11 protein-coding genes are annotated in these 14,292 nt (G+C 59.8%); 5 read left to right on the top strand and 6 right to left on the bottom strand.

The annotated features are described in order from the left end of the window. Position 1: 1 nt before the first annotated feature. Positions 2 to 1,156, bottom strand: a complete 1,155-nt coding sequence (locus tag HBN79_RS03315; protein ID WP_095000261.1) for an efflux RND transporter periplasmic adaptor subunit — start codon at positions 1,154 to 1,156, stop codon at positions 2 to 4. A gap of 170 nt (positions 1,157 to 1,326) precedes the next feature. On the opposite strand from HBN79_RS03315, the gene HBN79_RS03320 reads away from it, so the two are divergent. Both HBN79_RS03320 and HBN79_RS03325 read left to right on the top strand, forming a co-directional pair. Then, positions 1,327 to 2,028, top strand: coding sequence for a response regulator transcription factor (locus tag HBN79_RS03320; RefSeq protein WP_095000260.1), 702 nt, complete (start codon positions 1,327 to 1,329; stop codon positions 2,026 to 2,028). Positions 2,029 to 2,032: 4 nt separating this feature from the next. Further along, entirely contained in the window at positions 2,033 to 3,328 is a 1,296-nt protein-coding gene (locus tag HBN79_RS03325) for an ATP-binding protein (RefSeq protein WP_169916278.1), read from the top strand. Positions 3,329 to 3,344: 16 nt separating this feature from the next. Here HBN79_RS03325 and rarD (HBN79_RS03330) read toward each other — a convergent pair whose 3' ends face one another. The 3 genes from rarD (HBN79_RS03330) to HBN79_RS03340 form a co-directional block, all read right to left on the bottom strand. Beyond that, on the bottom strand, positions 3,345 to 4,226 hold the full coding sequence (rarD, locus tag HBN79_RS03330; protein WP_095023898.1) for an EamA family transporter RarD: 882 nt from the start codon (positions 4,224 to 4,226) through the stop codon (positions 3,345 to 3,347). 320 nt (positions 4,227 to 4,546) lie between these two features. Next, positions 4,547 to 5,431 carry an EamA family transporter RarD gene (rarD, locus tag HBN79_RS03335; RefSeq protein WP_095000257.1) on the bottom strand — a complete coding sequence of 295 codons (885 nt, stop codon included), beginning with the start codon at positions 5,429 to 5,431 and terminating at the stop codon, positions 4,547 to 4,549. Positions 5,432 to 5,634: 203 nt separating this feature from the next. Further along, entirely contained in the window at positions 5,635 to 6,948 is a 1,314-nt protein-coding gene (locus HBN79_RS03340) for an MFS transporter (protein ID WP_095000256.1), read from the bottom strand. 158 nt (positions 6,949 to 7,106) lie between these two features. Here HBN79_RS03340 and HBN79_RS03345 point away from each other — a divergent pair, with 158 nt between their 5' ends. The 3 genes from HBN79_RS03345 (at position 7,107) to pssA (ending at position 10,956) form a co-directional block, all read left to right on the top strand. After that, positions 7,107 to 8,204, top strand: coding sequence for a sugar diacid recognition domain-containing protein (locus HBN79_RS03345; RefSeq protein WP_095000255.1), 1,098 nt, complete (start codon positions 7,107 to 7,109; stop codon positions 8,202 to 8,204). A 108-nt stretch (positions 8,205 to 8,312) separates the two neighbouring features. Beyond that, the gene (locus HBN79_RS03350) at positions 8,313 to 9,449 is read left to right on the top strand and encodes a glycerate kinase (protein ID WP_095019185.1); all 1,137 of its coding nucleotides are present in this window, start codon (positions 8,313 to 8,315) and stop codon (positions 9,447 to 9,449) included. A 163-nt stretch (positions 9,450 to 9,612) separates the two neighbouring features. Next, complete coding sequence (pssA, locus tag HBN79_RS03355) at positions 9,613 to 10,956, top strand: CDP-diacylglycerol--serine O-phosphatidyltransferase (RefSeq protein WP_169916280.1); 1,344 nt, start codon at positions 9,613 to 9,615, stop codon at positions 10,954 to 10,956. Between the two features lie 100 nt (positions 10,957 to 11,056). On the opposite strand, the gene HBN79_RS03360 is transcribed toward pssA, so the two are convergent. After that, positions 11,057 to 12,574, bottom strand: a complete 1,518-nt coding sequence (locus tag HBN79_RS03360) for a glycosyltransferase family 39 protein (protein ID WP_095032330.1) — start codon at positions 12,572 to 12,574, stop codon at positions 11,057 to 11,059. Positions 12,575 to 12,579: 5 nt separating this feature from the next. Further along, positions 12,580 to 14,280: a lipid IV(A) 4-amino-4-deoxy-L-arabinosyltransferase gene (gene arnT, locus HBN79_RS03365; protein WP_169916282.1), complete on the bottom strand. Its 1,701-nt coding sequence runs from the start codon at positions 14,278 to 14,280 to the stop codon at positions 12,580 to 12,582. Positions 14,281 to 14,292 lie beyond the last annotated feature (12 nt).

Below are 14,292 nucleotides of genomic sequence, written 5' to 3' on the forward strand. Positions count from 1 at the left end.
CTCACCGATCCGTGGAGTGTGCGAGAGGAAGTGTCGGGTCATCTATTTGTACTTGTTCGCCCGGGCGGGCGTGTTGCAGGCCTTCAGTGACAATCCGGTCACCGGCCTTAAGCCCGGACGTGACCGCCCAGCGATCATTCTGCGCGCCGCCCAGTTGTACCGGTTGCAGCTGCACGCGGTTGTCGGCATCGATCAGCAGCACCTGGGCGATGCCGGCGCTGTCGCGCAGGATTGCCCGTTGCGGCACGCTGATGCCTTCCTTGTTGACGGCCTGTTCCAGGCGTACCCGCACAAAGCTGCCGGGCAACAGGTCGTAGTCCGGGTTGGGGAACTCGCTGCGCAGAATGATCTGCCCGGTGCTCGGGTCCACGGTGACGTCGGTGAACAGCAGCTTGCCCGGCAACGGGTAGAGACTGCCATTGTCACGAATCAGGGTGGCCCTGGCCTGTTGCTTGCCAACTTGTTGCAATTCGCCAGCGCGGAAAGCTTCACGCAGGTTGTCCAGGTCGCGGGTGGACTGGGTGAGGTCGACATGGATCGGGTTCAGTTGCTGGATGCGCGCCATTGGCGTGACCTCGCCCTGGCCAACCAGTGCACCTTCCGTAACCAGCGCCCGGCCAATGCGCCCGGAAATCGGCGCGGTCACGGTGGCATAGCCCAGGTTCAGTTTTGCCCGCTGGACGGCGGCCTTGTTGGCAGCCACATCGGCGTTGGCCTGCTGGGCCGCTGCCCGTGCGTTGTCATGATCCTGGCGGCTGATGGCATTGATGCCGATCAGCTCGGCATAACGCTGGTCCTGCAGTTTTGCCTGCAGGGCCACTGCCTCGGATTTGCGCAATGCTGCCTGAGCGCTGTCCAGATCGGCCTGAAACGGTGCAGGATCGATCAAAAACAGCACGTCGCCCTGTTTGACTTCACTGCCTTCGATGTACACGCGCTTGAGCACCACGCCTGCAACACGGGCACTGACTTGCGCCACGCGCGGGGCGACCACGCGCCCGCTCAATTCGTTATTGACCGACAGCGGCGCCGTAGCGATGACTTCGCTGCGCACTTTGGCCAAAGGAGGTCGGGTTTCAGCGACCGGACTTTTGTCACAGGCACTGATGGCCAGGGCCAGGGCCGTGAGAAATAGAGGGGCGAAGAGCTTTTTCAACGATCGTGCCTTCTGAAATATGCGGGATGTTTCTGTTTGGCATGCTAAGCGCAGCACGCAAGGGGCGTTGTGAAGCTATGTAGAGGGAGTGTGAAAAAGTGTGAAGGTTATGCGGCTATCCCTGCCAGGTTGTATATCCTTCGGGTTTCCCCCGGTTGTAAGCAGTTATTATGCCCACTATTTTGCTGGTCGAAGACGATGCCGCACTTTCGGAGCTGATTGCCAGCTATCTGGAGCGCAATGGCTATCAAGTCAGCGTGATTGCCCGAGGTGATCAAGTCTGTGACAGGGCGAGAAGCAACCCGCCTGACCTGGTCATTCTTGACCTGATGTTGCCAGGCCTTGATGGCCTGCAAGTCTGCCGTTTGCTCCGTACCGAGTCAGCAAGCCTGCCGATCCTGATGTTGACAGCCCGCGACGATAGCCATGATCAGGTGCTGGGGCTAGAGATGGGGGCCGACGATTATGTGACAAAACCTTGCGAGCCACGGGTGTTGTTGGCCCGGGTACGCACTCTTTTGCGTCGCAGCAGCCTGGCCGAGCCGCAAGTAGCCAGTGACCGTATCGTTATCGGCAACCTGTGCATCGACCTGTCGGAACGCACCGTCAGTTGGCGCGGGCAGATGATCGAGTTGTCCAGCGGCGAGTACAACCTGCTGGTGGTGCTGGCCCGGCATGCCGGCGAAGTGCTGAGCCGTGACCAGATTCTGCAGCGTCTGCGTGGCATTGAGTTCAACGGTACTGATCGCTCGGTCGATGTGGCCATTTCAAAGCTGCGGCGCAAGTTCGATGACTGCGCCGGCGAAGCGCGCAAGATCAAGACCGTATGGGGCAAGGGCTACCTGTTCAGTCGCTCGGAATGGGAATGCTGAATCCATGCTCAAGATTCTGATACGCCTGTATCTGGTGACCATCGTGACGTTTGCCACGGCCAGTTACCTGATCCCCGGGGTGATCGTGTCGCTGTTTCATGAGCGCTTCATGAACTACAACATCGACATGTCGCGGGGCATGCAGGCCTTGCTGGTCAAACAGTTCCATCATCTGCCCCCTGAGCAATGGCCTGAACTCGCCCGAGAAATCGACACGCAGTTCCAGCCGATACGGGTCAATCTGCTGCCCATTAGCGATGCCAAGTTCACTGCCGGGGAACAACAGCAGTTGAAGCAGGGGCAGGGCGTCTTGCGCATTGGCGAGTGGGGCTGGCGTACGCTGGTGGTTTCACCGCTGGACGATCACGTTGCAATCGAGTGGGTCATGCCGCCAGACCCCTTTGACATGAATGTGCTGTATTGGAGCATCAACGTACTGATCGGTGCCGCCATGCTCGGTGGCTTGCTGCTTTGGCTGCGACCGCACTGGCGCGACCTGGAGCGACTCAAACTGACCGCGGCACGTATCGGTCAGGGGCAACTGAGCGAGCGTACGCAGATCTCCCAACGTTCCAATATTCACGGCCTGGCCACGGTGTTCGACGCCATGGCGCAGGATGTCGAGCACCTGCTCAACCAGCAGCGGGACCTGCTCAATGCGGTATCCCACGAGTTGCGTACGCCATTGACGCGCCTGGACTTCGGCCTGGCCCTGGTTTTGTGCGACGACTTGCCCCGGGCCAGCCGTGAGCGCCTGCAAGTGCTGGTGGGGCATATTCGCGAACTGGATGGGCTGGTGCTTGAGCTGCTGTCATTCAGCCGCCTGCAAAACCCGGCTTTGATGCCGGAAAGGGTAGAGGTCTCGCTGGACGAGTTTATCGACAGCATCCTCGGCAGTTTCGATGAGGAGCTCGAAGCGCCCGAAATCGTGCTGGATGTGTTGTTACACGGTGCTCAAGAGCGTTTTGCCCTTGATCCGCACCTGACTGCCCGGGCGCTGCAAAACCTGTTGCGCAATGCCATGCGTTATTGCGACCGACGAATTCAGGTGGGTGTAAGCGTCACTGCGCAAGGCTGTGAGATGTGGGTAGATGACGATGGCATCGGCATTCCCGAACAGGAACGCGAGCGAATTTTTGAGCCGTTCTACCGCCTGGATCGCAGTCGCGACCGGGCAACCGGGGGCTTCGGCCTGGGCCTGGCGATCAGTCGTCGCGCCCTGCAAGCGCAGGGCGGGACGCTGAATGTCGAACAATCGCCTCTGGGCGGCGCCCGCTTCAAGCTCTGGTTGCCGGCCTGAAGAAGGAGACTGCGACCTAGATGGAACGTCGCTGGCGACTCACATGCTTCAAGCCTTCAATAATCAGCACGACCACCGCGAGCCAGATAGGGCCATAGGTCAGCCATTGACCCTCTTCCAGGCTATCGCCCAGCAAGAGGGCGACAGCGACCAGCAGCACCGGCTCGACATAGCTGAGCAAGCCAAACAAGCTGAAGGGCAGCAGGCGGCTGGCCAGGATGTACGAGAAGCCGGCCGCAGCACTGATAATGCCCATCAGCGGCACCAGCGCATACAGTGCCTGGCGTTGCTCGCCAAGGTCGATATGCGGCCCTGCCAGCACAAACCACAGGGACGCCGGAACCATCAGCAACATGTCCAGCCAGAGGCCACCCAGGTTGTCGATGCCGATCTTCTTGCGCAGCACGAAGTACATCGGGTAGCCGATGGCCACCACCAGGGTCGTCCAGGAGAAGCCGCCGGTGCGATACAGCTCATTGGCCACACCGACCACGGCCAGGGCCGTGGCGATTTTCTGCAGGTGCGACAGGTGCTCGCCGTACACAATGCGGCCGGTGAGGATCATCGTGAGGGGCAACAGGAAGTAACCCAGCGACACATCCAGACCGTGTCCATTGAGCGGCCCCCACATAAACATCCACAGCTGCAGACCAACCAGGAAACTGGTGAGCAATACACAAGGAATCAGTAGAGGTTTATCGCGTAAGCGATTGAAAATTATAGGAACCCATTTCCAGTCGCCAGAGAGGCAGATAAACAGGGTCATGAAGGGCAGCGAGATCAGTATTCGCCAGCCGAAGATTTCCTGGCCATCGAGGGGCCAGAGAAGGGAAGTGAACCAGTACAGAACGCCAAACAGACAGGAAGCCAAAATCGATAGAACAATGCCTTTAGACACAACAACCTCAATGGATCTACAACGTTACTCGTGTGAGTGGGCGCATAGCTTGAGGCTGTTGGCGGTCATTGGCAAACGCCTTTTAAACCAGTTACTTGGGAGTGATTCTTGTTGAGAATGTTGAACTTGCAAAAGCCTAAGCAATTACTGGGCCAAAGTCGTTTTAAACGAGCGTTCGTGTTATGAAAAAAACTGATTAACGGTGGGCTGTTACGGTGCAAAAGGGCAGATTGTGGGAGCGAGCCTGCTCGCGAAGCAGGCAACGCGAGCATTGCAGGAAATCGCAGTGATGCCTTCGCGAGCAGGCTCGCTCCCACTGTTTACACAGACCGGCGCTGGCGTACCAGATGCTTGAAGCCTTCAAAAATCAACACCAGCACGGCCAGCCAGATCGGCAGGTAGGTCAGCCATTGCCCGGCGCTGATGCTTTCACCCAGCAGTAACGCCACCAGCACCAGCAATACCGGTTCGACATAACTGAGCAGGCCAAACAGGCTGAATGCGAGCATGCGGCTGGCGAGGATATAGCTGATCAGGGCCAGGGCACTGATGCCTCCCAGAACCGGAATCAGCGCGTACAGTGCCGGGCGATGGCTGGCCACATCAAAGCCTTGTTCGCCGCTTTGCACAAACCACCAGGCCACCGGCATCAACAGCAACATGTCGACCCACAGGCCGCCGAGGTTGTCGGTGCCTGAGCGCTTGCGCAGCACGAAGTACAAGGGGTACCCGATGGCCACCACCAATGTGGTCCAGGAGAACCCGCCCACGCGATACACCTCGTTGGCAACCCCCAGGGTTGCCAGCGCAGCCGCGATTTTTTGCAGATGGGACAACTGCTCGCCATACACCAGGCGCCCGGTGAGCAGCATGGTCAGCGGCAACAGGAAGTAACCCAGCGAAACGTCCAGGCTGTGGCCGTTGAGCGGTGCCCACAGAAACAGCCAGAGTTGCACGCCCACCAGGGCACTGGACGCCAACAGCACGGCAAGGAATTTCGGTTGTTGGCGCAGCCGCGAGAAAATCACCGGCACTAACCGCCAATCGCCGGAAAAACACATGAACAGGGTCATGCAGGGCAGGGTCAGGAGCATCCGCCAGCCGAAGATCTCGGCGCCGCTCAAGGGCCAGAGCAGGGATGTGAAGTAATACATGACACCGAACAGGCTCGATGCCAGAACAGACAGAACAATACCTTTGGACACAACAGCCTCGTTGAAACACGCATTTTGATTATTAGAAGTGCGTAGCTTGAGGCTCTGCGAGCTGCAGGGCAAATGCTTGATTGATTGTGGGCGCCAGATAATCAGTGGGAGCTGGTTTGCCTGCGATGCAGACGCCGCGGTCTGTCTGTCAGACCGCGGTGCTGCCATCGCGGGCAAGCCGGGCTCCCAAAGGTTGTGCTTGATTATGCGTTTTTGATTCCACGGGTCATGCGCAGGGCCAGCAGGCTGCCGCCCACGATCACCGCTGCCAGCAAGTACAGCGCCACGTCAGTGGAACCGGTGGCGTCTTTGACAAAACCCACCAGATACGGGCTGAGGAAACCAGCCATTTGCCCCATTGAGTTGATCAGTGCCAGGCCGCCTGCGGCCGCCCCTGCACTGAGCATCGCCGTCGGTACCGGCCAGAACATCGGCAAACCGGTCAGTGCGCCCATGGTGGCAATGGTCAGGCCCAGAATCGCTATGGCCGGCTGGGTGGCGAAATTCACCGCAATCACCAGCCCCAGCGCGCCCATCAGCATCGGCACCACGAGGTGCCAGCGCCGCTCTTTGTGCAGGTCTGCCGAGCGCCCGACCAGCAGCATAAATACCGCTGCCAGCAGGTAGGGAATGGCGCTGATCCAGCCAATCACCAGGGTGTCGCTGAAACCCAGGTTCTTGATGATCGACGGCAGCCAGAAGTTGATCGCGTACACGCCACTCTGGATGCAGAAGTAAATCAGGCCAAAGGCCCAGATGGCCGGGTTTTTGAACACTGCCAGCAGCGAATCGGTGGAAGAGGCCGGCTTGCTGTCCGCGTCCAGGCGATGGTCGGCTTCCAGTACCGCCCGCTCGTGGGCACCCAGCCATTTGGCGTTGGCAAAACTGTCACTGAGCAGGTAGATCGCCAGGCCGCCCAGCAACACTGTAGGCACGCCTTGCAGCAGGAACATCCACTGCCAGCCGGCAAGGCCGCCCTGGCCTGCAGCGAAGTGGCTGAGGATCCAGCCGGAGAACGGCCCACCGATCAAGCCCGAAACAGGAATGGCACACATGAACAGCGCCATGATCCGGCCACGACGAAACGTCGGGAACCACTGCGACAGATACAGCACCACGCCCGGGAAAAAGCCCGCTTCAGCCGCGCCGGTCAGCAGGCGTAGGGTATAGAAGCCAGTAGGCGTGGTGACAAACATCAGGCAGGTCGACAGTGTGCCCCAACTGATCATCATCACTGCAATCCAGCGCCTTGGACCGAATCGGGTCAGGGCCAGATTGCTCGGTACGCCACACAAGACGTAGCCGATAAAGAAGATCCCGGCACCCAGGCCGTAGACCGTTTCGCTGAACTTGAGGGCGTCAAGCATCTGTAATTTGGCAAAGCCAACGTTTACCCGGTCGAGGTAATTGAACAGATAGCAGATAAAAATAAACGGAATCAAGCGCAGGGTGATGCGTTTGTAGATGGCGTTTTTATCGTCATCGCTGATCAGCGATGCGGTGGCGCTCTGTGACATCTTATGTCTCTCTTTATTATGTTTTTTCACGATCCAGGGGTAACGTTGACCGCAGCTTGAGTCTCGGTCACCACAACGCTGCTGTCTTTGTGCTGTCGCACAGCATTTCGCCAAGCGCTCTGTGCCCGTGAACAAATGTACCCAAGGATAGTCACCCCATGTTTGAACTGGACCACGATTTGGCGCAGGACATCGTTGACCGTGCGATGGCCATTTTGCCTTACAACGTAAACGTTATGGACAGCCAGGGCCTGATCCTGGGCAGTGGCGAGCCCGAGCGTATCAATACCCGGCACGAAGGGGCGCAATTGGTGCTGGCCAATGGACGGGTGGTGGAAATCGACGCACAAACGGCCAAATGCCTTAAGGGCGTGCAGCCGGGTATCAACTTGCCACTGCTGCTCGACCAGCGACTGATCGGGGTGCTGGGCCTGACTGGCGAGCCCGAACTGCTGCGTACCTATGCCGAACTGGTGCGCATGACCGCTGAAATGCTGGTGGGCCAGCGCTTTCAGCAGGCCGAGCAACAATGGCGACGCCAGCGTTGTGATGACTTGGTGGCTTTGCTGCTCAGCGAGGGCGGTGACTCCCCGCGCCTGATTGATGAGGCCCAGCAGCTGGGGCTCAAGCCGCAGCTGTCTCGCATCCCCTATCTGTTCGAGCTGGGTAAGGGACAAAGTGCCGAGGCTTTGAGTGCCTGGTTGCAATCACGCTACCCGGACAGCTGGTGTGTGTGCCCGGCAACCGGGTCCCTGCTGTGGTGCCGCCCTGCAACCGCTGCACTGGATGATCTGCGTTTGCTGGAGAGGCTCGACGGCCAGGGCTGGCAGGTATTGCGCATTGCTGCGGGCGGGCAGGCCGATGCGCTCAAGGGGTTGCGCCGCTGTTACCGCCGGGTGGGGGACTTGCTGGCCTATGGCCGTGATGTGCTGCCGCACACCCGGTTGTTAACCCTTGATCGCTATCGCTTGCCGGTAATGCTGTGGCGCCATCGCAATGATGATGCATTGGAAGAACTGCTCGGCCCGCTGCACAAAGTAGTGGCCAAGGACGCCAATGGCCAATTGATTACCACACTGCGCAGTTGGTGCGAGCACGACGGCCAGAGCCAGGCCTGCGCCGATGCGCTGGGGATTCATCGCAACAGCCTGCGTTATCGGATGGAGCGCATCGCGGAATTGAGCGGCGTCGACCCCTTGAGCCTCAATGGCATGCTGGCCCTTTATCTGGGGGTGCAGTTACTGCCCCAGAGCTGAGCATTGTCCAAATGAACAACAAAGCCCGTGATTTCTTGTGCGCCCGACTGGCGTGTTTTCGCCCCGTTGCTGGCAGCATGGAAGGCATAAGAACTGGAGATGCGCCCCATGAAAATCGTGATTGCCCCCGACTCGTTCAAAGACAGTCTGAGTGCCGAAAAAGTCGCCGATGCGATCGCTGCCGGTCTGGCTGATGTCATGCCCCACGCGCAGTTGATCAAATGCCCGATGGCCGATGGTGGTGAAGGCACAGTCGAGGCGATCGTCGCCGCCGGTAATGGCCAGTTGCGCCGCAATCATGTGCAAGGCCCTCTGGGCGCGCCGATCGAGGCCCATTGGGGCTGGCTGCCGGACAGCCACACAGCCATCATCGAAATGGCCGAAGCCAGCGGCCTGCAACTGCTCAAGCCGGAGCAGCGCAATGCCTGCATCACCAGCACCTTCGGTACTGGCGAACTGATCAAGGCTGCCCTGGACGCCGGTGCCCGCAGGGTGATCCTGGCTATCGGCGGCAGTGCAACCAACGACGCCGGGGCAGGCGCGTTGCAGGCCCTGGGTCTGGGCTTGTTCGATGCCCAGGGCAATCACCTGCCGCGTGGCGGCCTGGCGCTGGCCCATGTGGCGCGTATCGAACTGTCAGACCTGGACCCGCGCCTGGCCGAAGTACGCTTTGAAATTGCCGCCGACGTCAACAACCCGCTGTGTGGCGAACACGGTGCTTCGGCAATCTTCGGCCCGCAAAAAGGCGCATCCGCCGAACAGGTGCGCTTGCTGGATCAGGCGCTGGGGCACTTTGCCGATCACTGTGCAAACGTGCTGCCCAAGGATGTGCGACACGAGCCGGGCTCGGGCGCTGCCGGCGGGCTGGGGTTTGCTGCCAAGGCGTTCTTCGGCGCGCAGTTTCGCGCCGGGGTTGAAGTAGTGGCCGAGCTTGTAGGGTTGGCAGAAGCGGTGAAGGGCGCAGACCTGGTGATCACCGGTGAAGGCCGTTTCGATGCCCAGACCCTGCGCGGCAAAACCCCCTTTGGCGTGGCGAGCATCGCCCGCGCTGAAGGGGTCCCGGTGGTGGTATTGGCCGGCACGTTGGGCGAGGGGTATCAGGCGCTGTATGAGCACGGCATCAACGCGGCATTTGCAATTGCCAGCGGCCCGATGACCCTGCAGGACGCCTGCGCCCGGGCAGCACCATTGCTCACCGACCGGGCGCGGGATATTGCGCGGTTGCTGATCCTGGCCCGGGGTTAAATCCCCCCCTGTGGCAGCGAGCTTGCTCGCGAAAGCATCGCTGTCGTTTGCCAGATCGACCGCGTCGTTTGCATCGCAGGCAAGCCAGCTCCCGCATTGAGGCTACACATCACAGAATCGTGTAAGCTTTGCGGCTCTTCGCATTCGACCCTTAGCGAGCCCTATGCCGTCGCTCTTCAAACGCTCCTTGCTGCCTAAACTGCGCAGCTTTCCGTTGTCCGCCGATGCGCTGAGCATCTTGCCCAGCCCTGCGGATTTTCGCCGCTGCCTGCTGGAGCAGATTGCAGGTGCACGCCATCGCATCACGCTGGTGGCCTTGTACCTGCAACAGGACGAAGCCGGGCAGGAGATCCTCGATGCCCTGCACGCCGCCAAGGCCGCGCGCCCCGAGCTGGAAATTGCCGTGGTGGTTGACTGGCTGCGCGCCCAGCGCGGGTTGATCGGTGCAGGCAAACAGCCCGGCAACGCGGCCTGGTATCAGGCACAAACCGCAGCCCACGACACCCATGTGCCGATTTATGGCGTGCCGGTGCAGACCCGCGAACTGTTCGGGGTGCTGCATCTCAAGGGCTTTATCGTGGATGACTGCGTGATCTACAGCGGTGCAAGCCTGAACAACGTGTACCTGCACAAGCTCGACAAGTATCGATTCGACCGTTACCACCTGCTGCACAACAAACCGCTGGCTGACAGCATGCAGCACTTTGTCCAGCATGATCTGATCGAGAGCAAGGCCGTGCATCGCCTCGACCTGCCCACATTGCCTACCACTCGCAGCCTGCGCAGCGCTATCGGGGACTTTCGCAGCCACCTGAAAAAAGCCAGCTACGATACCAGCGCCGGGACTGTCGGCCACTTTGGCCTGTCGGTCAGCCCGCTACTGGGGGTGGGTAAAAACAATCAGCTGAGCCGGGTTATTTGTGAACTGATCGCCAGCAGCCAGCAACAGCTGACCATCTGCACCCCGTACTTCAACCTGCCATTGCCGGTGACTCGTGAAATCAACCGGGCTCTGGAACGTGAAGTGCGGATTGATATCGTGGTGGGCGACAAGACCGCCAACGACTTCTATATCCCGCCGAGCGAACCGTTTCGGGTTATCGCAGCGCTGCCGTATCTGTATGAGCTGAGCCTGCGCCGCTTCGCCAAGAGCCATCAGCGCATGATCGACAACGGTCTGTTGAACCTGCATCTGTGGCGCGAAGGTGACAACACCTACCACCTTAAAGGCATGTGGGTGGATGACCGCTACACCTTGCTGACCGGCAATAACCTCAATCCACGGGCATTCCGCCTGGATCTGGAAAACGGCCTGTTGATCGACGACCCACGCCGTGAATTGCTGGAACCGCGCTGCAAGGAGCTGGAAGCGATCTTCGCCCACACCCAGCGTATCGACAACTTCAAGAACCTGGAAACCCTGGCTGATTATCCGCCAGCGGTGGCCAAGTTCCTGCGTCGCGTAAGCCGGGTACGGATCGAACGCCTGCTCTACCGAATTCTCTGAGTACCGGTGGGAGCGAGCTTGCTCGCGATTGCATTGACGCGCCGTGACAGGTACACCGCGTCGCTTCTATCGCGAGCAAGCCCGCTACCAAAGGGTATGGTCAGGGTAATTGCGGGATATACACCACGCTGCCACCTTCGCGTTTGTGCAACAACCGGTCGCCATTGTCCGGCTGGCTGGTGAGGGTCTGGTGATCCACGCTCAAGTAGCCAAGGGGCAGGGGATCGCCACTGCGGTACTGGGCAAAAATCAGCGTACGTTGCGGGTTGAAATGCTGGCCGCTGGTTTTGTCCAGCCAGGCCATTAACCCGGCACTGTCGCCATCGCGAGGGTAATCCTGGCTCTGGTCGATATAGAAGAACGGCTCGCCTTCATTCTGCACATACATGGGCAGTTTGTTGTCGACATCAATCATCACCATGCGCCACTGATCCCAGGGCGCCTGCTGGCTGGCCCGCGCTTTCACATCCTGGCCAAACTGGATAACCCCGCCGCCGCCGTTGGACCACGGATAGAACACCCCCAGCACCAACAGCAGTAACGTCGCACTCATGCCGAAACCGATGTTCCAGCGGCGCGGGTTGGTTTTGCCTTGCGCCATGCGCCGGGTCACCCACCAGGCCGCCAGCAGCTGGGCCAACGGCACCAGCGGCAACACGTAATAACTGCGCCGGCTGCCGCTGGCGGTGAAAAATACAAACAGCAAACCCAGCCCCCACACCAGCCACCGCGTATTGGGCTCGATATGCCGCCATTGACGTACGGCCACCCACAGCCCGATCATCCAGAATGGTGCCCAGGGCAGGGTGTAGGCCGGCAAGTAGATCAGGTAGGTGTAGATCGGCCCCATATGGTCAAAGGGGTTGAAGAACCGCACCACGTTTTCACGTAGCACCAGTTCCAGCCCGCTTTCGCCATAGGTGGGCGCGCCATACAGGTGGGACAGCACGAAGGGCAGCATATATACGGCCCCGGCAACCACCAGGGCGAGGAGCAAACGCAGGTTCAGATGACGCTTCCAGCGTTGTTCACTTAGCAGATGAGGCAACAGCACCAGCCCTGGCAGGATAAAACCGATCAGCCCCTTGAGCAGCGAGGTCAGGGACAGCAACAGGAAAAACACACAGTACCGGCTCAGACGGGTGTCATCGGGGCCGCGCCAGTACCACCAGACTGCCGCCAGCAAGCCAAACACCGTAAGGATGTCCGCCGTGGCCACCCGCGCCCAGAATACAAAGTAGAAGGTCGTGGCCAGCATCCAGCCAGCGATCAGCCCGGTGCCCTTGCGAAACAACTGCTCGCCGAGCAGGTACACCAGCCACACGCTTAGCCAGGCGGCAATAACGGATGACAGGCGCAAGGACCAGTTGCCCAGGCCACCCATCAAGCTTGCGGTTGCCGTGATCAGCCAGTACGAGGGCAGGGGCTTGTCGTAGTAGGGCGAGCCTTTCAGATAAGGATCCAGGTAATCACCGCTCTGCAGCATCTGCAGGGCGATATTGGCCCAGCGGGTTTCCGGGCCCCAGAGCTCCCGTGAACCCAGGCCCAGCAACAAGAGCAGGGCAGATACGGCCAACAACACCAGCAAGCCTTTTTGCTCGCTGTTCCAGCGTTTGATCAGAGTCATACAGGCTGAACCTTGGGAAAGATGAAAATCGCGAGATCACCGCGTTCGTAGCGCTTGCCACCCAGCGGCAGCAGCTCGACTTCGTGGGTTTCCAGTGCCGAATGAGCGCGCATGACCACGCCGACCGAGCCGCGTAAACGTGCCTCCTTCATCCAGCGATCGATGCTATCCATATCAACCTGACGCCCGGCTGAATCGGCATAACCCAAACCATATTTAAGCTCTCCGGTGCTGTTATAGAGCGTGATATCAGGCCGACCCAGGCGCCAGGACAGGGCCGATGCCGCGCCCAGGTCATTGCTGAGCAGCGTGCGGGCCTGACTCAGTTCCTGTACATGCTCGGCAATAAACTGATCGGGCATTTTGCTGTTGATGATCACTCCCGGCATCGCAGCGGGCAACAGCGCCACCAGCACACCCATGCCCATCGCAGGTGCTGCCCACAGCAGCAGCGGGCGTAGGGCTTGCAGGGCGTTGCTAAGCAGCCAGCCCAGCAACACGATATAGGCCAGAGACAGGCTGAACACCTCGGTGTTCTCATACACCGGGCGACTGAATTGCAGGTAAGCCAGTCCAACCAGGCCGGCAACCGCCAATAGCACATTCAACAGGCCGTTGATACGCAGGGTGCGGCCCTTTGCCTGTTCAATCCATGAAACCACGGCTCGGCCCATCAGCAGCGCCAAAGGCAGCAGGCACGGCATGATGTAGGTGGGCAGCTTGCCCTTGCTCATGCTGAAGATGGCCAGTGGCAGCAGCATCCACAACAGCAGAAAGCCGATCGCAGGTTGGCGCTTGTGTTTCCAGGCATCCATCAGGGTTTTCGGCAGCAAGGCCGCCCAGGGCAGGCTGGCGGCCAACAGGATCGGCAGGTAGAACCACCAGGGTTGGGTATGTTGTGCATCGGCCGCGCTGAAACGGCGTACGTGTTCGTTCCAGAAAAAAAACTGCCAGAAGTCCGGTTCCTGATGGTGGATCGCCAGCGCCCACGGCAGGCAGACAGCCACTGCGACAAGGATCGCCAACGGGCCATGGCTCAGCACTTCCTTGACGCGCCGCTGCCACAAGGCATAGGGAGCGGCGATCAACACGGGCAGTAACCAGGCCAGAAACCCCTTGGTCATAAAGCCCATGCCGCAGGCCACGCCCAGCACGGCCCAGGCACCGATGCGCGCGCGGCGGGTGGTGCTGTCAAAGGCATACCAGAGTGCTACCAGACTGAGGTTGACCCAGAAGGTGAACTGCGGGTCGAGGTTGGCATAGCCGGCTTGCCCGGCCACCAGTCCAAAACTCATATACAGCAGTGCGCTGGCAAAACGCTTGCGCGGGTCATGCCACAGGCGCCCGGCAATCAGCCATGCCAGCCAGACACTCAGCCCGGTACTCAGTGCCGAGGCGATCCGCACACCAAACAGGTTGTCACCGAATACAGCTTGCCCGATGGCGATCATCCAGTAACCGGCAACCGGCTTCTCGAAATAGCGCAAGCCCATAAAGTGTGGGGCTACCCAGTTGCCGCTATGGAGCATTTCCTGGCTGATCTGGGCATAGCGGGTTTCGTCAGGTATCCATAAGCCGTGGCTCATCAGCGGCAAAAGATAAAATACGACAAAAGCCAGGATCAAACCGGGTATTGCCCAGCGCTCAACACCTCGAGTGCGGGTATTGCAAGGTACAACGCCAGCCATGCTTTCCATCTGCGCGCCTGT

This window comes from Pseudomonas sp. WS 5051, assembly GCF_012985715.1.
Lineage (GTDB): Bacteria > Pseudomonadota > Gammaproteobacteria > Pseudomonadales > Pseudomonadaceae > Aquipseudomonas > Aquipseudomonas bubulae.

Bases quoted from the DNA above. Each gene is read 5' to 3' on its own strand.
- HBN79_RS03350 (WP_095019185.1), top strand. From the start codon at position 8,313: ATGAAAATCGTGATTGCCCCCGACTCGTTCAAAGACAGTCTGAGTGCC.
- HBN79_RS03320 (WP_095000260.1), top strand. From the start codon at position 1,327: ATGCCCACTATTTTGCTGGTCGAAGACGATGCCGCACTTTCGGAGCTG.
- HBN79_RS03345 (WP_095000255.1), top strand. From the start codon at position 7,107: ATGTTTGAACTGGACCACGATTTGGCGCAGGACATCGTTGACCGTGCG.
- HBN79_RS03325 (WP_169916278.1), top strand. From the start codon at position 2,033: ATGCTCAAGATTCTGATACGCCTGTATCTGGTGACCATCGTGACGTTT.
- arnT (WP_169916282.1), bottom strand. From the start codon at position 14,280: ATGGAAAGCATGGCTGGCGTTGTACCTTGCAATACCCGCACTCGAGGT.
- HBN79_RS03340 (WP_095000256.1), bottom strand. From the start codon at position 6,948: ATGTCACAGAGCGCCACCGCATCGCTGATCAGCGATGACGATAAAAAC.
- pssA (WP_169916280.1), top strand. From the start codon at position 9,613: ATGCCGTCGCTCTTCAAACGCTCCTTGCTGCCTAAACTGCGCAGCTTT.